The 20,845-nt window shown below is 61.8% G+C and carries 19 protein-coding genes; 10 read left to right on the top strand and 9 right to left on the bottom strand.

All coding sequences use genetic code 11. From position 1 onward, the window contains the following. Window positions 1-22: 22 nt before the first annotated feature. Complete coding sequence (ffh, locus tag BPRO_RS05500; protein ID WP_011482068.1) at window positions 23-1,381, bottom strand: signal recognition particle protein; 1,359 nt, start codon at window positions 1,379-1,381, stop codon at window positions 23-25. Window positions 1,382-1,459: 78 nt separating this feature from the next. Between ffh and BPRO_RS05495 the strand changes: the two genes are divergently transcribed. The 9 genes from BPRO_RS05495 (at window position 1,460) to BPRO_RS05455 (ending at window position 12,132) form a co-directional block, all read left to right on the top strand. Next, window positions 1,460-2,260 carry a cytochrome C assembly family protein gene (locus tag BPRO_RS05495; protein WP_011482067.1) on the top strand — a complete coding sequence of 267 codons (801 nt, stop codon included), beginning with the start codon at window positions 1,460-1,462 and terminating at the stop codon, window positions 2,258-2,260. Then, window positions 2,257-2,502, top strand: coding sequence for a PP0621 family protein (locus BPRO_RS05490; RefSeq protein WP_041388420.1), 246 nt, complete (start codon window positions 2,257-2,259; stop codon window positions 2,500-2,502). The genes BPRO_RS05495 and BPRO_RS05490 overlap by 4 nt, the downstream gene beginning before the upstream one ends. Continuing rightward, window positions 2,503-4,218, top strand: a complete 1,716-nt coding sequence (locus tag BPRO_RS05485; RefSeq protein WP_011482065.1) for a sensor histidine kinase — start codon at window positions 2,503-2,505, stop codon at window positions 4,216-4,218. It begins immediately after the preceding gene. A gap of 21 nt (window positions 4,219-4,239) precedes the next feature. Next, window positions 4,240-5,682 carry a sigma-54-dependent transcriptional regulator gene (locus BPRO_RS05480; protein ID WP_011482064.1) on the top strand — a complete coding sequence of 481 codons (1,443 nt, stop codon included), beginning with the start codon at window positions 4,240-4,242 and terminating at the stop codon, window positions 5,680-5,682. Further along, window positions 5,669-6,274 (top strand): 1,6-anhydro-N-acetylmuramyl-L-alanine amidase AmpD, encoded by a 606-nt coding sequence (gene ampD / locus BPRO_RS05475; RefSeq protein WP_011482063.1) that lies wholly within the window; start codon window positions 5,669-5,671, stop codon window positions 6,272-6,274. The genes BPRO_RS05480 and ampD overlap by 14 nt, the downstream gene beginning before the upstream one ends. A gap of 472 nt (window positions 6,275-6,746) precedes the next feature. Continuing rightward, on the top strand, window positions 6,747-9,656 hold the full coding sequence (locus BPRO_RS05470; RefSeq protein WP_011482061.1) for a ribonucleoside-diphosphate reductase subunit alpha: 2,910 nt from the start codon (window positions 6,747-6,749) through the stop codon (window positions 9,654-9,656). A 147-nt stretch (window positions 9,657-9,803) separates the two neighbouring features. After that, window positions 9,804-11,024: a ribonucleotide-diphosphate reductase subunit beta gene (locus tag BPRO_RS05465; protein WP_011482060.1), complete on the top strand. Its 1,221-nt coding sequence runs from the start codon at window positions 9,804-9,806 to the stop codon at window positions 11,022-11,024. Between the two features lie 202 nt (window positions 11,025-11,226). Next, window positions 11,227-11,670: a histone H1-like DNA-binding protein gene (locus BPRO_RS28420; protein WP_011482059.1), complete on the top strand. Its 444-nt coding sequence runs from the start codon at window positions 11,227-11,229 to the stop codon at window positions 11,668-11,670. Between the two features lie 120 nt (window positions 11,671-11,790). Then, the gene (locus BPRO_RS05455) at window positions 11,791-12,132 is read left to right on the top strand and encodes a DUF167 domain-containing protein (RefSeq protein WP_011482058.1); all 342 of its coding nucleotides are present in this window, start codon (window positions 11,791-11,793) and stop codon (window positions 12,130-12,132) included. Between the two features lie 83 nt (window positions 12,133-12,215). Here the strand turns inward: BPRO_RS05455 and BPRO_RS05450 are convergent, their stop codons facing one another. The 7 genes from BPRO_RS05450 to BPRO_RS05420 form a co-directional block, all read right to left on the bottom strand. Beyond that, a complete protein-coding gene (locus tag BPRO_RS05450; protein WP_011482057.1) occupies window positions 12,216-13,118 on the bottom strand; it encodes a carbohydrate kinase family protein in 903 nt (300 codons plus the stop codon). Window positions 13,119-13,152: 34 nt separating this feature from the next. Then, window positions 13,153-14,244: a DUF3426 domain-containing protein gene (locus tag BPRO_RS05445; protein WP_011482056.1), complete on the bottom strand. Its 1,092-nt coding sequence runs from the start codon at window positions 14,242-14,244 to the stop codon at window positions 13,153-13,155. Window positions 14,245-14,308: 64 nt separating this feature from the next. Continuing rightward, entirely contained in the window at window positions 14,309-15,199 is an 891-nt protein-coding gene (prmA, locus tag BPRO_RS05440; protein ID WP_041389269.1) for a 50S ribosomal protein L11 methyltransferase, read from the bottom strand. Window positions 15,200-15,331: 132 nt separating this feature from the next. Next, a complete protein-coding gene (accC, locus tag BPRO_RS05435; protein WP_011482054.1) occupies window positions 15,332-16,681 on the bottom strand; it encodes an acetyl-CoA carboxylase biotin carboxylase subunit in 1,350 nt (449 codons plus the stop codon). A 41-nt stretch (window positions 16,682-16,722) separates the two neighbouring features. Next, window positions 16,723-17,175, bottom strand: coding sequence for an acetyl-CoA carboxylase biotin carboxyl carrier protein (gene accB, locus BPRO_RS05430; protein ID WP_011482053.1), 453 nt, complete (start codon window positions 17,173-17,175; stop codon window positions 16,723-16,725). Between the two features lie 342 nt (window positions 17,176-17,517). Further along, on the bottom strand, window positions 17,518-18,072 hold the full coding sequence (locus BPRO_RS05425) for a TlpA disulfide reductase family protein (RefSeq protein WP_011482052.1): 555 nt from the start codon (window positions 18,070-18,072) through the stop codon (window positions 17,518-17,520). 36 nt (window positions 18,073-18,108) lie between these two features. Beyond that, the gene (locus BPRO_RS05420; protein ID WP_157045735.1) at window positions 18,109-18,702 is read right to left on the bottom strand and encodes a hypothetical protein; all 594 of its coding nucleotides are present in this window, start codon (window positions 18,700-18,702) and stop codon (window positions 18,109-18,111) included. 285 nt (window positions 18,703-18,987) lie between these two features. Between BPRO_RS05420 and mpl the strand changes: the two genes are divergently transcribed. After that, on the top strand, window positions 18,988-20,415 hold the full coding sequence (mpl, locus tag BPRO_RS05415; RefSeq protein ID WP_011482050.1) for a UDP-N-acetylmuramate:L-alanyl-gamma-D-glutamyl-meso-diaminopimelate ligase: 1,428 nt from the start codon (window positions 18,988-18,990) through the stop codon (window positions 20,413-20,415). A gap of 111 nt (window positions 20,416-20,526) precedes the next feature. Here mpl and BPRO_RS05410 read toward each other — a convergent pair whose 3' ends face one another. After that, window positions 20,527-20,838, bottom strand: a complete 312-nt coding sequence (locus BPRO_RS05410; protein ID WP_011482049.1) for a hypothetical protein — start codon at window positions 20,836-20,838, stop codon at window positions 20,527-20,529. Window positions 20,839-20,845 lie beyond the last annotated feature (7 nt).

The following is a 20,845-nucleotide window of genomic DNA, read 5'->3' as shown; positions in this document are numbered from 1 at the left end:
AACCCGGCTCAAGCCCGGAGCGTCAGAACTTCGGCATGCCCTTCATGCCGCCCATGCGCTTCATCATCTTCATCATGCCGCTGCCCTTCATCTTTTTCATCATGCCCTGCATCTGCTCAAACTCGTTGAGCAGGCGGTTGACCTCCTGAACCTGCACGCCCGAGCCGGCCGCGATGCGGCGCTTGCGGGTGGCCTTGATGAGTTCGGGCTTGCGGCGCTCCAGCGGCGTCATGCTCTGGATGATGCCTTCCTTGCGCTTGATGTCGCGTTCAGCCTTGTCCATGTCCACCTGACCGGCCTTGGCAGCCATCTGCGCCGGCAGCTTCTCGAGCAGGCTGGACAAGCCGCCCATGTTTTTCATCTGCTGGAGCTGGCTCAGGAAATCATTCAGGTCAAAACCATCGCCCGACTTGATCTTGGCGGCCAGCTTTTGCGCCGCAGCCACATCAACGCCTGCCGCGACCTGTTCGACCAGCGCGACGATGTCACCCATGCCCAGGATGCGGCCGGCATGCCGCTCGGCATCAAACACCTCCAGGCCGTCGATTTTCTCGCTGGTGCCGGAGAACTTGATCGGTGCGCCGGTGATCTGCCGCACGCTCAGGGCCGCACCGCCGCGCGAGTCGCCGTCAGTCTTGGTCAGAATGATGCCGGTCAGCGGCAACGCTTCCTTGAAGGCCTTGGCCGTGTTGACCGCGTCCTGCCCCTGCATGGCATCGACGACGAACAGCGTTTCAACCGGGTTGAGCGCCGCGTGCAACTCCCTGATTTCCTTCATCAGGGCTTCGTCAATGGCCAGGCGGCCGGCCGTGTCGACGAGCAGCACGTCAAAGAAATGCCTGCGTGCGTAGTCGATCGCGGCCTTGGCAATGTCGACGGGCTTCTGGTCGGGCGTGCTCGGGAACCATTCGGCACCGGCCTGCGCCGTCACGGTCTTGAGCTGCTCTATGGCGGCAGGCCGGTAGACGTCGCCGGACACCGTCAGGACTTTTTTCTTGCGCTTTTCAATCAGGTGCTTGGCCAGCTTGGCCGTGGTGGTGGTCTTGCCCGCGCCCTGCAGGCCGGCCATCAGGATCACCGCGGGCGGTTGCGCCGCCAGGTTGATGTCGCTGACGCCCTCGCCCATGGTCGCCGCCAGCTCGCGGTTGACGATGCCCACCAGGGCCTGGCCGGGAGACAGCGAACCCATCACCTCCTGGCCAAGGGCCTTGTCCTTGACGCGGGCGATGAAGTCGCGCACCACCGGCAGGGCCACGTCGGCTTCGAGCAGCGCCATGCGCACCTCGCGCAACATGTCCTGCACATTGGATTCGGTGATGCGGGCCTGGCCTCGCATTTCCTTGACGAGGCGGGAGAGTTTGTCGGTAAGGGCTGAGGCCATGAGCAGGCTCCACAAACATGGAGCAATTAGGAAAGGAAAGAGGAGAGGAAAGAAAGCACTACGGGCTAAACTGTAGCCATGATTTTAGCTTTCAGTGCGTGGTGGGGTCTTGGGGCGGCAATAGGCGCCGCTCTGGCCTATGCAACCCTGGCGCTGGCCCCCCCCCGCCTGAGCCCGGCGACCATTCGCGGAATTTTGCTGGCGGCATGGCTGCTGCACGCGTTGGCTCTGGCCAACGGACTGCTTGGAGATCCGCCGCGTTTTGGTTTTGCGCCCGCCCTTTCCATGACCGTCTGGCTGGTGCTCACCGTCTACGCGATTGAAAGCAGCCTGTTTCCGCAGCTCCAGGCCCACTGGGCACTGGCAGGACTGGGCAGCGCCGCGGTCATTTTGTCGCTGCTTTTCCCCGGCACCAGCTACCACCGCATTGCCTCGCCCTGGCTGCCGCTGCACTGGGCGCTCGGCATTGCATCCTATGGCCTGTTTGCGGCGGCAGTGGTGCATGGCTGGCTGATGAGCCGGTCGGAGCGCTCCATGCGCCAGGCCGCGCCAACCGATGCTGGTGTGCCGCTGCTCACGCTGGAACGCCTCACCTTTCGCTTCGTCGAAGCCGGTTTCGTGCTGCTGTCGGCAACACTGCTGGTGGGCTGGTTGTTTGCCGAAACCCTGTACGGCCCGGGCATGGTCCGGATGTGGAACCACAAAACGATTTTCTCCGTGCTGTCCTGGCTGACCTTTGCAGGGCTTCTGGCCGGCCGCGCCCGTCTGGGCTGGCGCGGCCGCAAGGCGGTTCGCGTGCTGTACCTCGGCGCAGGCCTGCTGCTGCTGGGCTATGCAGGGTCGAGTTTTGTACTTGAAGTCATCCTGAGGCGTGCATGAAATACCTGCTGGTCGCGGCCCTTGTGCTGGTGGTTTTCTGGCTCTGGCGCCACAACCGGCAGGCTGAAAAAAATGAAGCCAACACGACTCGTCCGCCCAGCCCCCCGCGCCCGGCCAACGAGGTCACGGAGATGGTGGCCTGCGAGGTTTGCCATGTGCACCTGCCCCGGTCCGAGGCCCTGATCGGGTCCAGGGGCGGCATCTACTGCAGTGATGCGCACCGCCGTGAGGCCGGAGGCTAGATGACGACACCCTCCCAATGGTTTGAGACGGCGGAAAAGGCCTCCGGAGCCTGGGAGTTCGAACCTGAATTCAGCTCCTTCGGCCGCCTCTGGCGCGTTTTCATGACGGCGCGTGTCGCCACGGCCGGCGTGCTGGTGGTCCTGCAGGCTGTCATCCACGCCTTGGGCAACAGCAGCAACCGCTGGCCCGTCGCCGTGTGCATCGCCTACCTGTGTGCGACGCTGGCCGTGCGGCTTTGGGCCCAGCCCCGGCCACCGGGCCGCACGTTTGACGCACACTGGCTGGCCACCATCGGGGTGGACGTGATCACCTTTTCCCTGCTGGAATTCCTGCAATCGGGCGGCATCAATTACACCCCGCTGTTCGCACTGCCGGTGCTTCTGTCGTCGATTCTCGGGCCGATTCTGCTGGCCTTCGGCACGGCTGCCAGCGTCACGCTGTTGCTGCTCGTCGATGCCTGGTGGACTTCGCTGCAAACCCCGGGGGACTTCAATGCGCGCTTTCTTCAGGCCGGCCTGAGCGGCTCGGGGTTCTTCCTGGTGGCGCTGCTGGCCAACCAGCTGGCGCTGCGCCTGGCGCGGGAAGAGCAACGCGCCAAAGCCAGCCAGTCAGCGGCCCGCATGCAGACCCAGGTCAACGAACTGGTCATTGAAGCATTGACCGACGGCGTGCTGGTGGTTGACGTCAATGGCGTCGTGCGCTCGGCGAACCCCGCCTCCAGGCGGCTGCTGTTCATGCGCAAGGCCATTCGCAACGCGCCGTTCATGCTGGCCACGGAGAGCGCCTGGCAACCCCTTGCGGACCTGATGCACCAGACATTTGCCACGCAATCGCCCCAGGAAGCGGACATCCGGCTCGAATTTCCAGCCCGCAGCGCAAGGCGGCTGCATGTGCGCACCCGGCTGGCGGCCTCGCAAAACGGCACGCACGAAAGCCTGTGCGTGATGTTTCTCGAGGACCTGCGTGAAATGGAAGCACGTGTGCGTACCGAAAAAATGGCAGCCATGGGGCGCATGTCCGCTGCGGTGGCCCACGAAATCAGGAATCCGCTGGCGGCCATTTCGCAGGCCAACGCCCTGCTGGAAGAAGATCTGCAGGATGCCGGCCACCGCCAGCTCACCGCGCTGGTCAGCCAAAACGCGCAGCGCCTGGCCAAAATTGTCGACGAGGTCCTGAACATCTCGCGGGCCCAGGAACAGGCACCCGCGCCGCAAACGACGATGCTGATGCTGGACGACACGGTTGCTCAAATCGCCACCGACTGGGCCAGCCAGACCGGGGCAGCGCAGCGCTTGGGCGTAACCCTGAACGCGGCCCAGACATCGGTCTGGTTCGAGGCCGAGCACCTGCGGCGCCTGATGGTCAACCTGCTGGATAACGCCCTGCGTTACGCCAGCGCGTCCGCGCACTCGATGGAAGTAGCCACCCGGGTGATGACGGGAGGCGAGGTCCGGCTGGCGGTCTGGAGTGACGGCCAACCGCTGGAAGCAACGGTCGAGACCCATTTGTTCGAACCTTTTTTCTCCTCCGAGAGCCGCTCCAGCGGGCTGGGCCTTTACATCTGCCGGGAATTGTGCGAGCGTTACGGCGCCCTGATTGGCTACCAGCGGGTGGCACGCCACGCCACCGAGGGCAACGAGTTTTTTGTCATCTTCAAGCCGGCGCCACAGCTTCTCGGCACCCCCCGGGGTTCTTTTGACACAATGCCTGCCTGAGACCCTACGCATACCCTAAGCATGCAAATACCCCCCACCTCACCCGCCCATATTCTTGTCGTCGATGACGAGCCGGACCTGCGCACCCTGTACGAGCTGACCCTGCTTCGCGAAGGTTATCGGGTGGAAGCGGCCGGCGATTTGTTGCAGGCGCGCGAGCAGCTTGAGAGCAAGCGCTTCGATGCAGTCATTACCGACATGCGCCTGCCCGACGGGTTGGGACTGGAGCTGCTGCGTGAGCTGGTGGCCCAGCAACGCGCGGAACGCTGCGTGATCATCACGGCGCACGGCTCTGCCGAAAATGCGGTGGAAGCCCTCAAGGCTGGCGCGTTCGACTACCTGACCAAACCCGTTGACCTGAAACAGTTCCGCAGCGTCGTGGCGTCGGCCATCCTGGGCACGCAGAACCTGTCGCGACCCGCCGCGGGCGATAGCGGTCTTGGCGAGCTGGGCCCGGGACCGACCGCGGCCACCTCAACCAAGTCGGAAAAATCTGACAAGTCGGCGTCAGCCATCCTGCAAAAACTGGTGGGCGAATCGGCGGTGATGCGGGCCGTCAAGTCGCGCATCGTCAAGGTAGCTGGCAGCATGGCACCGGTGCTGATACAGGGAGAATCCGGCACGGGCAAGGAACTGGTCGCACGCGCGGTGCACGCCTGCAGCCACCGTGCGGCCGGTCCCTTTGTGGCCGTCAACTGCGGCGCCATTCCTGAAAACCTGCTTGAAGCCGAGTTTTTTGGCGCCCGCAAAGGTGCCTACACCGGATCGACGCAGGACCGGCAAGGCTACTTTCAGGCCGCCAAGGGGGGAACCCTGTTTCTCGATGAGATCGGTGACCTGCCGCTGGCCATGCAATCAAAGCTGCTGCGGGCGATCCAGGAACGCTCGGTGCGGCCGCTGGGCTCCCCCCAGGAAGACACGGTAGATGTCCGCATCGTCAGCGCCACACACAAAGAGCTGGGCGCGCAGGTTCAGGCAGGCGCCTTCCGGCAGGATCTGTATTACCGGCTCAACGTGATCGAAATCGGTGTGCCGCCGCTGCGCGAGCGGCGCGAAGACCTGCCGGCACTTTGCCAGGCCCTGCTGTCAAGAATCTGCAAGGAGTCGGGGCTCGCTGTGCCTGAGCTCACCGGCGCGGTGATGGAGCAGCTGCGCTCGCATCCCTTTGACGGCAATGTCAGGGAGCTGGAAAACATCCTGCACCGCGCGGTGGCGCTCGGCGAAGGCAATGACCTGCATTTCGAGGCCCCCCCCCAGGATTTCGTGGCGGTTCCGGAAAATCTGCAGGCGTTTCTCGACCAGCAGGAGCGAAGCATCCTCTCCAAGGTGCTGCAGGAGACCGGGTTTAACCGCACCGCTGCCGCCTCCAAACTGGGGCTGAGCCTGCGCCAGATCCGCTACCGCATTGCCCGTCTGAACATCGAGACACCCGGCGGCGATGACGCATCCGATGAGTCAGCCTGAGCCGGACGGCACGCCGGCTGCCAGCCCGGCCTTGTGGCGGGACGGCTGGTACCGCTTTGCCCGCACGCTGGCGTCACCCAATTACGGCCCGCGACCCGGCGGCGCACACATTGACCTGATCGTCATTCATTCCATCAGCCTGCCACCCGGGGAATTCGGCAACGGCAACGTGCAGCGCCTCTTCACCAACCAGCTCGACTGGGAAGCGCACCCTTACTTCCAGGGCATTCGCGGCCTGCAGGTTTCGTCTCACTTTTTCATCACCCGCGCAGGCGCGCTATGGCAATTTGTGGCTTGCCAAGACCGTGCGTGGCATGCCGGCGAGTCCCGCTACCGGGGACGCAGCAACTGCAACGACGACTCCATCGGCATTGAACTGGAAGGACTGGAGGGCAGCACCTTTGAAGCACGCCAGTACGAGACCCTGGCGGGATTGTGCGCGGCGCTCCTTCAGGCCTATCCCATCGCCCACATTGCGGGGCACGAACACATTGCGGCAGGGCGCAAGCAGGACCCCGGCCCGGGTTTTGACTGGCCCTTGCTGCAACGCTCACTGGCCGCACCCGATAGGTATTTTCCCGCAATCGACTGAGCGGATTTGGGGGCGGCAGCCCCACGATGAAAATGCATCGGGTGGCTGAAAAATTCGCGGTATTTTTACCCATCGAGGATTCGCCGGCCTTGACAGAAGGAAGTCTGCGAAAAAGCACGCCAGTGCTCCATCTGTCTTTCCAAAGCCTGATTTGACAAGGCTTTCACGGCGTTGCAGCATCAAACCTGCCGCCATTCCGGGACGCAAAAACAGCCTGAAAATGGCCTCCATACGCAAAAGCGAATTCAGTCGGCGATACACTACAGGTAGTGGCTTGTATTCCACTTGGACCCTAGGTATAGTGTCTTAGCCCTGATTCAGTTTGATGTAATTCGGGCGGATCAGGACGGAAATATCACGAAGGATATCGCCAAGAAATCAGCTTACCGATCTGACCAGCCTTCAGCGAACCAGCATCACCCTGAACACCACATCAAACCAGCCATAAAACAAACAAAGCAAAGAGGAAGCCATGCAAACAGCACAACACACAGTGCCCGTCACATCGGGCGGCCTGGCCGGCAATCCGGTCAGCAACGACAGCAGCGCGCCAACCAACCCGCTCGCCCACTACCAGATCATTCGCCGCAATGGTTCCGTGGTTCCGTTCGAGCCCAACAAGATTGCCGTGGCCATGATGAAGGCCTTCCTGGCCGTGCATGGCACGCAGGGAGCCGCTTCGGCCAGTGTCCGCGAAACCGTCGACGGCCTGACCCAGGCCGTCATCCGGGCCCTGATGCGCTCCCGCCCGGGCGGCGGAACCTTTCATATTGAGGATGTACAGGACCAGGTCGAGTTGGGCCTGATGCGCGGAGGCCACCATGAAATCGCCCGCGCCTACGTGTTGTACCGCGAAAAGCGCAGCCAGGAACGCGCCCGCCAGCCGCAGACCCCGGCGCCCGAAGCCCCCATGCTGCATGTGACGGACGGGGGCCAACGGGTCGCACTGGACGTGCGCAATCTGCAGGCCCTGATTGAAGCGTCCTGCGCCAACCTGGGCGCCGATGTCAAACCCGACCCGATTGTTGCCGAGACCATGCGCAACCTCTACGACGGCGTGCCCATCGACGAGGTCTACAAGGCGTCCATCCTCGCGGCCCGCACCCTGATCGAAAAAGACCCTGACTACACCTACGCCACCGCACGCCTGCTGATGCACACCATCCGCCGGGAAGTCCTGGGCGAAGAAGTCAGCCAGGAAGAAATGCACTCCCGCTATGCAGAGTATTTTCCGAAGTTCATCGCCAAAGGTGTGCAGAACGAACTGCTCGACGAAAAGCTGCAGCAGTTTGACCTGGCCCGGCTGGGCGCGGCGCTCAAGCCGGAGCGCGACCTGAAGTTTGACTACCTCGGCCTGCAGACCCTGTTTGACCGCTATTTCCTGCATGTGCGCAAACAGCGCATCGAACTGCCGCAGGCGTTCTTCATGCGCGTGGCCATGGGCCTGTCGCTGGGCGAAATCGACCGTGAAGCGCGCGCCATCGAGTTTTACGAAATCCTCTCGTCGTTCGACTTCATGTCGAGCACGCCCACCCTGTTCAATGCCGGCACCCTGCGTTCGCAGCTGTCGTCCTGCTACCTCACCACGGTAGCCGATGATCTGGGCGGCATTTACGACGCCATCAAGGAAAACGCCCTGCTCTCCAAGTTTGCCGGCGGGCTGGGCAACGACTGGACACCTGTGCGCGCCCTGGGTGCCCACATCAAGGGCACCAACGGCGAGTCCCAGGGCGTCGTTCCCTTCCTGAAAGTCGTCAACGACACGGCCGTCGCGGTCAACCAGGGTGGCAAGCGCAAGGGCGCGGTCTGCGCCTACCTGGAAACCTGGCACCTGGATATTGAAGAGTTCCTGGAACTGCGCAAAAACACCGGCGACGACCGCCGGCGCACGCACGACATGAACACAGCCAACTGGATCCCTGACCTCTTCATGCGCCGCGTGATGGAAAAAGGCACCTGGACGCTGTTCTCGCCATCGGACACACCCGACCTGCACGACAAGTTCGGCAAGGAGTTCGAAAAGATCTACACCGCCTATGAAGCCAGGGCCGAGCGTGGCGAGATCAAGCCTGCCCGCAAGCTGCAGGCCACCGACATGTGGCGCAAGATGCTGTCGATGCTGTTCGAGACCGGCCATCCCTGGATCACCTTCAAGGATGCCTGCAATGTGCGCTCCCCGCAGCAGCACGCCGGCGTGGTGCACTCCTCCAACCTGTGCACCGAGATCACGCTCAATACCAGCGACACCGAAACCGCCGTCTGCAACCTCGGCTCCGTCAATCTGGTCCAGCACCTGAAGGACGGCGCGATTGACCATGACAAGCTGAAGAAGACCATCACCACGGCCATGCGCATGCTGGACAACGTGATCGACATCAACTACTACGCGGTCAAGAAAGCACGCGACTCCAACATGCGCCACCGCCCTGTGGGCCTGGGGATCATGGGCTTCCAGGACTGCCTGTATGAACTGCGCGTGCCCTACGCCTCCCAAGAAGCGGTCGAGTTTGCCGACAAGTCCATGGAGGCGGTCTGCTACCACGCCTACTGGGCTTCGACCGAGCTCGCCAAGGAGCGCGGCAAATACGCCAGCTACAAGGGATCGCTTTGGGACAAAGGCATCCTGCCGCTCGACACGCTGGACATGCTGGCCGAAGAGCGCGGCGGTTATGTGGAAGTCGACCGTTCCGCCACCCTGGACTGGGATGCCCTGCGCCAAAAGATTGCCCAGGACGGCATGCGCAACTCCAACTGCGTCGCCATTGCCCCGACGGCCACCATCTCCAACATCATCGGGGTGGACGCCTGCATCGAACCCTGCTTCGGCAACCTCTCGGTCAAGTCCAACCTGTCCGGCGAGTTCACCGTCATCAACCACTACCTGGTGCGTGATCTGAAGCGGCTCGGCCTGTGGGACGACGTGATGGTTGTCGATCTCAAGCACTTCGATGGCTCGCTTCGCCCGGTTGACCGGGTGCCGCAGGAAATCAAGGCGCTTTACGCCACGGCATTTGAAGTGGAAACGTCATGGATTGTTGAAGCCGCTGCCCGCCGCCAGAAATGGATTGACCAGGCGCAGTCTCTCAACATCTACATGGCCGGCGCCTCTGGCAAAAAGCTCGATGACACCTACAAGCTGGCCTGGTTGCGTGGATTGAAAACCACTTACTACCTGCGCACCATGGGTGCCACACACGCCGAGAAATCGACGGTCAAGGCGGGCAAGATGAACTCGGTGTCCTCGGGCCCCGAAGCATCGGGCAGCGGCAAGAGCGCGCTTGAAGTGGCAGCTGCGGCAGCGCAAGCACAGATGAATGCATCGCCGGCAACCGACATCAAGTTCTGCGCGATCGACGATCCCGGTTGCGAGGCGTGCCAATAAAAAAACATCGAGTCGTGCGGTGAAATTCTCCGCACGATTTGATGGTGTGATTCGATGTAATTGAGCAACACTAATTTACAGCGATGTGAATGAACACTTTTCATTTTGTATCGCTGCTTTCATAATCCCAAAGAATTGGAAACCTTTATGTTGACCTGGGACGAAGAAGTCAAACCATCGCTGCAAAAATCTCATGCCAGCGGCTCGACCGACAGCCGCTCGATGGAACTTCCGCCTCTTTCTTCCGATGAGCCTCAAGCCCAGGTGCGCATGCTGCACGATGGCGCTTACGCTCCGGCTGCGCCAGCGGCTCAAGCGGCACCTGCAGTGAGCGGCACACCGCCAACCGCGCTGCGCGTCAAGGCTTCAGACAAACGCATCATCAACGGCCAGACCGACGTCAATCAGCTGGTACCGTTCAAATACAAATGGGCCTGGGAGAAGTACCTGGCGACCTGCGCCAACCACTGGATGCCGCAGGAAGTCAACATGACACGCGACATTGCACTGTGGAAAGACCCGAACGGATTGACCGAGGACGAGCGTCGCCTGGTCAAGCGCAACCTCGGTTTCTTTGTCACTGCCGACTCACTGGCTGCCAACAACATCGTGCTGGGCACCTACCGCCACATCACGGCGCCCGAGTGCCGCCAGTTTCTGCTGCGCCAGGCCTTCGAGGAAGCCATTCACACCCACGCCTACCAGTACATCACCGAGTCGCTGGGCCTGGACGAGGCTGAAATCTTCAACGCCTACAACGAGGTGCAATCCATCAAGGACAAGGACCAGTTCCTGATCCCGTTCATTGAAGTCATTTCCGACCCCCACTTCAAGACCGGTACCACCGAAGCTGACCAGACCCTGCTCAAGTCCCTGATCGTGTTTGCCTGCCTGATGGAAGGCCTGTTCTTCTATGTCGGCTTCACGCAGATCCTGGCGCTCGGCCGCCAGAACAAGATGACGGGTGCGGCCGAGCAGTACCAGTACATCCTGCGCGACGAGTCCATGCACTGCAATTTCGGCATCGACCTGATCAACCAGCTCAAGCTCGAGAACCCCCACCTCTGGACCGCCGAGTTCAAGGCCGAGATCAAGGCCCTGTTCCTCAAGGCCGTGGAGCTGGAGTACCGCTACGCCGAGGACACCATGCCCCGCGGCGTGCTCGGACTCAATGCCTCCATGTTCAAAGGCTACCTGCGCTACATCGCCAATCGCCGAGCCACGCAAATTGGACTTGAAACTCTCTTCCCCAACGAGGAGAATCCGTTTCCATGGATGAGCGAAATGATCGACCTGAAAAAAGAACGCAATTTCTTCGAGACCCGTGTGATCGAGTACCAGTCAGGCGGCGCCCTGTCGTGGGATTGATCCCGGACTGAATGACGCAAGACACGTAAAAAAATAATGATTTCTAGAATTGCAATGACCAATGACGCTACCGCAGAGTGCGCGTTGGGCTTTGCTCCTGTGTTCGCGGCGCTGGGCCGGTTATCCGAAGACCCAACGCCGTGAATCGCTTCGCGTACTCCAAACGTGAAGTGCTCTTTGCAATGTGATCAAGGAGAAAACTATGGCAACTGCGAAAAAACCTGCGGCTAAAAAAGCTGCTCCGAAGAAAGCGCCGGCTAAAAAAGTAGCGGCAAAAAAAGCACCTGCTAAGAAAGTAGCAGCCAAAAAAGCTCCGGCCAAAAAAGCGCCAGCGAAAAAAGTAGCGGCCAAAAAGCCAGCTGCGAAAAAAGCGCCAGCGAAAAAGGCCCCAGCGAAGAAAGTAGCGGCCAAAAAGCCAGCTGCGAAAAAAGCTGCTGCGAAAAAACCTGCTGCCAAGAAGGTAGCGAAAAAGGTAGCCAAGAAGCCCGCTGCGAAAAAACCCGCCGCCAAGAAAGCAGCGAAAAAACCCGCTGCGAAGAAAGCCGCGAAGAAACCTGCTGCACCCGCTGTAGCGGCTGCCCCTGCGGCTCAGACGACTCTGAACCCGCAAGCTGCCTGGCCGTTTCCGACAGCCAGCAAGCCCTAAGCAGTAAGGTAATTCTGCTCAAAGCCCGATGTCGCAAGATATCGGGCTTTTTTCATGCCGACCACCTTCCAGCCACTACCACCTGCCCGCCCCTGCTGATCCAGCCGTCAAACCATCACCATGGCTACCATACCGCCTGACGCGCCCTTTCTGCGGATTGAAAAGAACGGCGATGTGCTGGTGGATGTGCATGTAGTTCCCAATGCCGCCAAAACACAGCCCGTGGGCCTGCATGGCGAACCCGGCCAGCTGGCGTTGCGCCTGCGGCTGCAGGTGCCGCCGGTAGACGGCAAGGCCAATCAGGCGCTGATCAGATGGCTGGCCCATAGCCTGGGGGTTCCCCAAAATGCTATCACGCCGGTGCGTGGAGAAACATCAAGGCGCAAGCAATTGCGGGTGAGCGCAGCCGTGGCAAGCCGGGCCGCCTGGGACGACCTGGTGGCGGCCATCCCGTCATCCTGACATTTCATTCCCGGGACATGAAAGCAAGGAGATCGATTGCCATGCTTTCAGGAGCCAATCAGACCCCGCTCCCCTTGGACTAACTAACCACCTGTCTGAGCGGCAGTCAGCGTGTAATTCTGGCCGCCCCGCGTCGCGATCTTGTGCGCGCCGACCCGGTTGCCCAGCGCCGCGCAACGGGCCAGCGACCAGCCCTGCTCCAGCCCATACAGCAGCGCGCCCCGAAAGGCGTCGCCACAGCCAGTCGGATCGACCACCGTTTCAGCTTTCACCGAAGGCACCAGCGTCTTCTCACCGTCGATCCAGATCTCGCAGCCCTCCGCGCCCAAGGTCACAACCAGGCCCTGCACCCGCCGGGACATCTCGGCGCAGGACAGGCCCGTGCGGTCGCTCAGCATTCTGGCTTCGTAATCGTTGACCGCGACCCAGGTCGCCAGTTCGACAAAATGGGCCAGCTCTTTGCCGTCAAACATGGGCAGACCCTGACCCGGGTCGAAGACAAAGGGAATACCCGCCGCCTTGAATTGCTCGGCATGCTGCAGCATGGCGTCACGCCCGTCCGGTGAAATGATGCCGAGCTTGATATCGCTGCGCGCGTCGATGCGGCTGATGTGGGCTTGCATCATCGCGCCGGGGTGAAAGGCCGTGATCTGGTTGTTATCGCGGTCGGTCATGATCATGGCCTGCGCGGTGTAGGTATCGCCAACCTGGCGCACAAACTCCGTGCTGATACCCAGCGTATTCATGCGCGCCACATAGTCGGCCCCGTCGCTGCCGACCGTGGCCATGGGCAAGGGAACACCGCCGAGCTGCCGCAGGCTGTAGGCAATATTGCCCGCGCAGCCGCCGAATTCACGGCGCAGGGCCGGCACCAGAAAAGAGACGTTGAGAATGTGCAACTGGTCCGGCAGGATCTGCTCGGAAAAGCGACCCTCAAAGGTCATGATGGTGTCAAACGCCAGGGAGCCACAAATCACAGCAGACATTCAGTTCTCGATTCAATCAGGGGTAAGAGGGTCATCAGGGGTAGAAAGCAAGGACTCGGTAACCGGCCACACGCCAAGACGCCGGTGATGTGGATGACGGCGCCGGCGAGGCACTGCGAACACCGTCCCCCGCCACTTTCATGCTCAGGGCGCCGGCCAGTTCCGAGCGGGCGCCCAGCGTGGTGGCGGTCGCGCCAAACTGCGCGGGTGTCAGGACGCGGCGTACCACCGCCCGGTCCTGGGTATCGGTCAGGGTGACTTCCAGAGAGGGTACTTCCAGCGGAATGGTTCCCGTATTCTTGAGGACAAAACTGAGGCGGTACGCATCCGGGCCGATTCTGTTGAAGCTCGAGCTGTCGATCACCAGGGAGTCGATATGGCGCGGCGCGCGAATTTCACAGCGCAACTGCCCGCAAACCGTCTGCAGCAGGGAACCGAGCCGAGGGTCCAGCGCGGCCAGGTTGTCTTTTTGCTGTACCAGCCATTGAATCGCCAGCGCGGTCATCAGCAAAAGAGCCAGTACACCAAGTGACCAGCGTGCTACCGGCGTTTTCCAGAAGGCCCGGCGCCGCGCAGCACGAACAAAGGAAACATCGTCCGAAATCCCGGAAGCCGGTATTTCCGAAGACTCGAATTCGGCCTCCTCCGCAGTCGCCGTATGCACCAGATCCGGCCGGCGCGGCGGCGTGTCCTCTGGCTCGACATTGGCCTGAGCGGGCTCGCTGTCGAGCTGCTGGCGCTCGTGAAGCGCCAGCTTCCAGCTGGCGGGATCAAAATCGGCGATGCTGTCGTGTTCCTGCGCGTCCTGCCCGGAAAGAAAAGGAGTCAGCGGCACCCTGTCGGCAAACGCCCGGGCGGGTGCCCAGGAAGGATCCGCTGTCGATTCGCTCGCCTGCGCCGGCTCGTGGGTGTCCAGCGTCGAAGCTGCCACCCGGAACACTGGCTCCTGATCGGGGGTGAAAGCCGAGGGCGGCAGCCCCGCCGCTTCCCCCGGCAGCAGGTGCACTGAGGCATCAAACACTTCAGCACAATGCCCGCACCGTACCCAGCCCTGAGAGACTTTGAGTTGATCGGTCACGACCTTGAACATCGTGCCGCACGCGGGGCAGCGGGTAATCAGGCTCATCTAGCGCCGTATTGTAGGGGGTCGTTGCCGGCAGGCCGGCCGAACGGCATCTGATTGACGGGGCTTAAAACCGCGCGCCCATCAGGATCCAGCCCTCTTCCTGGTCGAGCACCTGGAGCTGGCAATAAGGCTGATAGGCCGCCTTAAGTTCGTCGGCCTGGCGCTCCAGAATGCCGGCGAGCACCAGACTCCCGCCCTTTTGAACATGTGAGCACAGCAGCGGCGCCAGCACTTTCAGCGGCGTCGCCAGAATATTCGCAAGCACGGTCTGGTAGGCACCCACCGCCTTGTCAGGCAAGCCGGCATTCAGGGTGACATGGTTGGCCTCGGCGTTGGCGCGTGTGGACTCGACAGCGGCTTCGTCAATATCGACGGCATCAATATCGACCGCCCCAAACTTGGCAGCGCCAATAGCCAGAATGCCCGAGCCACAGCCATAGTCGAGTACACGGGCCAATGGCTTGTTCGCCGCGCCCTGGCCGGCAATCCAGCGCAGGCACATGCGGGTGGTGGGGTGGGTGCCCGTGCCAAACGCCAGGCCCGGATCCAGACGGATGAGCTGCTTTGCCTGTTCAGGCGGTTCGTGCCAGGTCGGCACGATCCAGAATTCAGGCGTAATTTCTACTGGCGTGAACTGCGACTGCGTGAGCCGGACCCAATCCTGCTCGGGCACGGCCTGAATCGCCACCAGCTGGCAGCCCGCAAAAAAATCCTGGGCAGTAAGGACGGAGGCGGCGTCCCGCGCCAGGGCCTCGGAGGCAAACAGCGACACCACGCGCGAGCGCTCCCAGCCGGCCTTCGGTGGTGGCATGCCGGGCTCGCCAAAGAGCGCCTGCTCGGCAGGTGTCTGGGCGTCCGCGTCTTCCACCGACACACTGAGCGCATCCAGCGCATCCAGCGCCTCGCTGAGCGTCTCTATCTCATCAACGGGCGCCAGCAGAATCAGTTCGAACAGGCTCATGGTGATTTTTTGCCCCCACGTTCGCTCACTCCGTGTAGCTCTCTGCCCCCCGAGGGGGCTGGGCTTGCCTGGGGCGGCCCGGCGCGGCGCAAGGTCACACGATCTTTCATTGCAGTGAAACTCAAGCTATCGGTCACGCTTGGACAGCCACTCTTCGAGGTAGTGGATGTTGGTGCCGCCGTCCATGAATTTGGCGTCCACCATGAGTTCGCGGTGCAGCGGGATGTTGGTGTTGATGCCTTCCACCACGGTCTCGGCCAGCGCCGTGCGCATGCGCGCCAGGGCCTGCTCGCGCGTGTCCCCGTGAACGATGATCTTGCCGATCATGGAGTCGTAGTTGGGCGGCACGAAGTAGTTGGCATAAATATGCGAGTCCACCCGCACCCCGGGGCCGCCCGGCGTGTGCCAGGTCGTGATACGCCCTGGTGAAGGGATGAACTTGTAGGGATCTTCCGCGTTGATGCGGCATTCGATCGCATGGCCCTTGAACTGGATGTCGCGCTGCAAAAAGGGCAGCTTTTCGCCGGCGGCCACCATGATCTGGGTTTTCACGATGTCCACGCCCGTGATCCACTCCGTCACCGGATGCTCCACCTGCACGCGGGTGTTCATTTCGATGAAATAAAACTCGCCGTTCTCGTAGAGAAATTCGAAGGTGCCGGCACCACGGTAGTTGATTTTCTTGACGGCAGCCACGCAGCGCTCGCCGATTTTTTCTATCAGCTTGCGCGGAATGCCCGGCGCCGGCGCCTCTTCAATGACCTTCTGGTGGCGCCGCTGCATGGAGCAGTCGCGCTCGCCAAGCCAGACCGCGTTCCTGTGCTGATCGGCCAGGATCTGGATTTCGACGTGTCGCGGATTCTGCAGGAATTTCTCCATGTAGACCTCGGGATTGCCGAACGCCGCACCGGCTTCGGCCTTGGTGGTCTGCACCGCATGGAGCAAGGCCGCTTCGGTGTGCACCACACGCATGCCGCGGCCACCGCCGCCGCCGGCGGCCTTGATGATCACGGGGTAGCCGACCTGTTTGGCGATCCGCTTGATGACCACGGGGTCATCCGGCAGTGCACCCTCGGAACCAGGCACGCAGGGAACACCCGCCTTGATCATGGTCTGCTTGGCCGACACCTTGTCGCCCATGATGCGAATCGACTCGGGTGTGGGGCCAATGAACTTGAAACCGCTCTTTTCAACCCGTTCGGCGAAATCGGCGTTTTCGCTCAGGAAACCATAGCCCGGGTGAATCGCCTCGGCGTCAGTGACCTCGGCCGCCGAGATGATCGCGGGCATGTTGAGGTAGCTGTGGGAGGAAGGGGCGGGACCGATACACACCGACTCATCGGCCAGCTTGATGTATTTGGCTTCCCGGTCGGCCTCGGAGTAGACCATCACGGCCTTGACGCCGAGTTCCCGGCAGGCACGCTGGATCCGGAGGGCAATCTCACCCCGGTTGGCGATCAGTATTTTTTTGAACATGCGTCGATGGGCCTGGTTCGGCAAGGAGGGCTGGAGCCTGCTTACTCAATGATGAAGAGGGGCTGCCCGTATTCCACAGCCTGGCCGTTTTCCGAGAGTATCTTGGTGATGGTGCCGGACTTGTCGGCCTCAATCTCGTTGAGGATCTTCATGGCCTCGATGATGCAGATCGTGTCACCTTCCTTCACCACGCTGCCAAGTTCGACAAAAGGCTTGGCGCCCGGGCTGGCGGAGCGATAAAAGGTGCCGACCATGGGTGATTTGACGGCGTGGCCAGCGGGAGCGGCCGGCGCGGTGGTTTCAACGGCGGGCACGCCATTCGCGGGAGCGGGCGCAGGAGCTGCTACCATGGCGACGGGAGCCTGCTGCATGACGACAGGAGCACCACTGGATTTGACAATGCGTACCTTGCCCTCGGCTTCGGTAATCTCAAGTTCGGACACATTGGACTCCGAGACGAGGTCGATCAGTGTCTTGAGTTTTCTTAGATCCATAGATGCTCCAACGACGGTAGATACTGGGCGCCAGGATGGCAGCACACAGCTTGAATAGCCCATGAAAATCGGCGCTGCCGATCTTCGTTCTTTTTGCATTTACTCTCAGCTTTTAAGCTTTAAAACGCTTATCAGTCAACTATTGCGCGCAGCAGCCCATCGACTGCCCCGGGAAAGCGCAGAGTGTACCTCAAGCCGGCGTCGATCAAGAACCGATTTTGCGGTGCGCATTGCGGCCACAAAGAGACTCCCATCGCAACTGTACGCCGTATTTACACGCAGATATAGACAATTTCACGGCAGTTGGAAGCAGTGCAGCGACGTCATCGCAACTGGGTCAGGCTATTTGAGTTGAGCCCATTGCGCCAGCTCTTCGGGCAGGATTTTTCCGATCTTGCGATGCAGTAACTGACCGGCAGCACCGAAGATCACCGAAAAAGGCAGGCCGCCCGCCAGATTGCCGAGCGACTTGCTCAACTCGGCACCCGTCAAACCCGCCATACCCACCGGAAAATTCAGCGGCCGTGTTTGCAGCCAGCTTCGTACCGCGCTGGGCTGATCCACTGCCAGACCCACCGTTTGCCAGCCCTTGTCCTTGTTTTCCTGGTAAAAATAGTCCAGCAACGGAAGCTCCTCCACGCAGGGAGGGCACCAGGTCGCCCAGAAATTCACCAGCAGCGGCTTGCCCCTGAAGCTGCTCATGGGCAAATTTCCGCCGGCCGGCGTCTCAAAGCTCAGACCCCAAAAGGCTTCGTACGTCTCTTCAGCCTTGCCAGCCGCACCCGCGCCTGCCGGCGGAACCACCGTATCGGGCCGGTATTTCCACCAGGCAGCTCCCGCGCCGGCCAGGCCGGCCGCTACGGCAATGCCGCCATACAGCATATTTCTGCGATTCATTGTTTTCAAACTCCGGAAAAGGTGGTCCTGGCGCGTTTACGCGCTGGCCAGTAATTTTTGCACTGCCGGGAGATCGCCACGGGGCGCACGGCCTTTGGCGTCCGGCTTCAGGGCGCCGCGCAAATCGTCGTGATCGTAGACCATCAGGTGCACGCCGACGGTTTCATTGAGGGCTTTGCATACACTTCGCAGACTCAGGGCTTCCACGCTGCCGCCGGTGAAGCCGTTCACGGTGCGTGGCTCGTAGTCCACGTTGTGCTCTATCAGGGCGATCTCAGCCGATTTCGGGTCGTCGCAAAACAGCTGGATGTAGATATCCGACAGCCGCGTGGCCGTACCGTGCCAGACCGCGCCACCCAGGTGAGGCCGGAATTGCACCATGCGCTTCATCCAGACCAGGGCCAGTTCGCGCAGGGCAGCCAGTTCGGCGGGCTGGGTGTCAGCGCAAAAGAGGGCGATGTATTCACGCACCGCGTCTTCCAGTTCGTCATTGCCGGGCAGCTCGGTGCGCACGGGCAGGGCCATCTGCTTGACGGCCCGGCGCTTGGCGGGGCCGTATTCCAGCCCCTCCTCCACCACCAGCGCAGCGGCCGTAGCGGCAATTCCGGATTTGAGGGTATTGAGTTTCACGGTCGGCAGCACAGAAGAGACAAGAAAGTCCGCACAGGGGCGGGAGCACTCGCAGGTGGCGAGTCAGGCTATCGGAAAGCGAAAATCAGTGGGAAGCCCCGGTGATTGTGCCTTTGTTGGGTCCGCATGCGCACCAAAAGTTCACAGTTGGCTATTTTGCTACCAAATCAATAGCACCTTCCGGATACTCCGAATGGGCTGAAGGCATTTTTCTTTTGAAAGCGGGAATCCCGCAAGCCCCGGCGATGACAAAGTCCATGAGAGCCCTGCCTAAAATACAGCCCCATGCATATACATATCCTGGGAATTTGCGGCACCTTCATGGGCGGCCTCGCCGCGCTGGCACGGGAGGCGGGGCACAAGGTGACGGGCTGCGACACGGGCGTTTATCCGCCCATGAGCGACCAGCTGCGCGGCTTGGGCATTGAACTGATTGAGGGTTACAGCGCCGACCAGCTGGCCTTCGGGCCCGACGTGTTCGTGATCGGCAATGTGGTGTCTCGCGCCCGCGGGCCCGACGGCAGCCCCAAATACCCTTTGATGGAAGCCATCCTGAACAGCGGCCGGCCCTACACGAGCGGCCCGCAATGGCTTTCGGGCCATGTGCTGCACCATCCCACCCACCACGCGACCGGGCCGCGCCATGTGCTGGCTGTGGCAGGTACCCATGGCAAAACCACGACCACGGCCATGCTGACCTGGATCCTCGAGCAAGCGGGGCTGCAACCGGGCTTCCTGGTCGGCGGCGTCCCGCTGAATTTTGGTGTCTCGGCCCGGCTGGGCGAAGGCAACACCTTTGTGATCGAAGCCGACGAGTACGACACGGCGTTTTTTGACAAGCGCAGCAAGTTCGTGCACTACCGCCCGCGCACCGCCATTCTGAACAACCTGGAGTTTGACCACGCCGATATCTTTGATGACCTGGCGGACATCGAGCGGCAATTTCAACACCTGGTGCGCACGGTGCCCTCACAGGGCCGCATCGTGGTGAATGCCGGTGAGGAAAGCCTGCGGCGCGTGCTGGCCCAGGGCTGCTGGAGTGAGCAGGTACTCTTCGGCAACAGCCCGCTGAATCAAAGCGGCTTCACCGCCCAGGGCGAACCGAACGACTTCAAGGTGCTCAAGGCCGGCCAGGCAGTGGCCCACGTCCAGTGGGGCATCAGCGGGGTCCACAACCAGCTCAATGCCCTGGCCGCCATCGCCGCCGCAGAGCACGTGGGCGTGCCACCCGAAGTGGCCGCCCGGGCGCTGGCCGAGTTCCAGAACGTCAAGCGCCGCATGGAAGTGCGCGGCGTGGTTCATGCGCACGGTGGCGACATCACGGTGTACGACGATTTCGCCCACCACCCCACGGCCATCCACACCACCGTGGACGGCCTGCGCCGACAGCTCAAGGGGGCCGGAAAAGACGGAGACCGCATCCTGGCCATCTTTGAGCCGCGCAGCAACACCATGAAGCTGGGCAGCATGACGGCGCAACTGCCCTGGAGCCTGGAGCAGGCCGACCTGGCGTTTTGCCACGCTGGCGGGCTGGACTGGGATGCGCGCGCTGCGCTGATGCCGATGGGCGCACGCGCCCAGGTCGCTGACAACATCGACCAGCTTGTGGCGCAGGTCAAAGCCTCAGCCCGGCCGGGCGACCATTTGCTGTGCATGAGCAATGGCGGGTTTGGCGGGATTCACGCGAGGCTGCTGGAAGCGCTCAAGCCCTGAAGTACGGCGCTCACGGGCAGCGCCAGTAACTCTTGTCGGAAATTCCGGATCGCCTTCGGACCGCGAACGGTGGACAGCGAAACGGGCGATGCCCCAGCGCCGCAGTCCTGATCAATAAGTGATGCTGAGCGCAGCCACATCAATATGCACCACTGGCTTGGCCAGCGATGCACTGGCTGCGCGGGCAAACTCCAGCGCCCATTGCGGGTCGGCAAATTTAGCCGGGCCGCCGGCCTGGGCCACCACCACGACCTTGTCGGCCAGCAGCAGCTTGCCGGTAGGCCGCAGCGGCTCGCAGCCCATCTGGGTGAACTGGTTGTCCAGCCACTGCCTGGCCGCTTCGTGCGGCATGGGCTGCACTTCCTGCAGGTCCACGCGCACGGGCGGGCTGTTTTTAAATGTCACCCTGACTTCGCTGCGCATGGCCGGC

The sequence above is a fragment of the Polaromonas sp. JS666 genome, assembly GCF_000013865.1.
Taxonomy (GTDB): Bacteria; Pseudomonadota; Gammaproteobacteria; order Burkholderiales; family Burkholderiaceae_C; genus Polaromonas.
The sequence above is the reverse complement of the archived record's forward strand: the minus strand, read 5'-3'. Positions and strand labels throughout refer to the sequence as shown.

Coding starts and splice junctions, on each gene's coding strand:
- BPRO_RS05490 (WP_041388420.1), top strand. CDS start 2,257: ATGAAATACCTGCTGGTCGCGGCCCTTGTGCTGGTGGTTTTCTGGCTC.
- accC (WP_011482054.1), bottom strand. CDS start 16,681: ATGTTCAAAAAAATACTGATCGCCAACCGGGGTGAGATTGCCCTCCGG.
- ffh (WP_011482068.1), bottom strand. CDS start 1,381: ATGGCCTCAGCCCTTACCGACAAACTCTCCCGCCTCGTCAAGGAAATG.
- BPRO_RS05445 (WP_011482056.1), bottom strand. CDS start 14,244: ATGAGCCTGATTACCCGCTGCCCCGCGTGCGGCACGATGTTCAAGGTC.
- BPRO_RS05495 (WP_011482067.1), top strand. CDS start 1,460: ATGATTTTAGCTTTCAGTGCGTGGTGGGGTCTTGGGGCGGCAATAGGC.
- BPRO_RS05480 (WP_011482064.1), top strand. CDS start 4,240: ATGCAAATACCCCCCACCTCACCCGCCCATATTCTTGTCGTCGATGAC.
- ampD (WP_011482063.1), top strand. CDS start 5,669: ATGAGTCAGCCTGAGCCGGACGGCACGCCGGCTGCCAGCCCGGCCTTG.
- BPRO_RS05410 (WP_011482049.1), bottom strand. CDS start 20,838: ATGCGCAGCGAAGTCAGGGTGACATTTAAAAACAGCCCGCCCGTGCGC.
- BPRO_RS05465 (WP_011482060.1), top strand. CDS start 9,804: ATGTTGACCTGGGACGAAGAAGTCAAACCATCGCTGCAAAAATCTCAT.
- BPRO_RS28420 (WP_011482059.1), top strand. CDS start 11,227: ATGGCAACTGCGAAAAAACCTGCGGCTAAAAAAGCTGCTCCGAAGAAA.
- BPRO_RS05485 (WP_011482065.1), top strand. CDS start 2,503: ATGACGACACCCTCCCAATGGTTTGAGACGGCGGAAAAGGCCTCCGGA.
- mpl (WP_011482050.1), top strand. CDS start 18,988: ATGCATATACATATCCTGGGAATTTGCGGCACCTTCATGGGCGGCCTC.
- BPRO_RS05425 (WP_011482052.1), bottom strand. CDS start 18,072: ATGAATCGCAGAAATATGCTGTATGGCGGCATTGCCGTAGCGGCCGGC.
- BPRO_RS05455 (WP_011482058.1), top strand. CDS start 11,791: ATGGCTACCATACCGCCTGACGCGCCCTTTCTGCGGATTGAAAAGAAC.
- BPRO_RS05470 (WP_011482061.1), top strand. CDS start 6,747: ATGCAAACAGCACAACACACAGTGCCCGTCACATCGGGCGGCCTGGCC.
- BPRO_RS05450 (WP_011482057.1), bottom strand. CDS start 13,118: ATGTCTGCTGTGATTTGTGGCTCCCTGGCGTTTGACACCATCATGACC.
- accB (WP_011482053.1), bottom strand. CDS start 17,175: ATGGATCTAAGAAAACTCAAGACACTGATCGACCTCGTCTCGGAGTCC.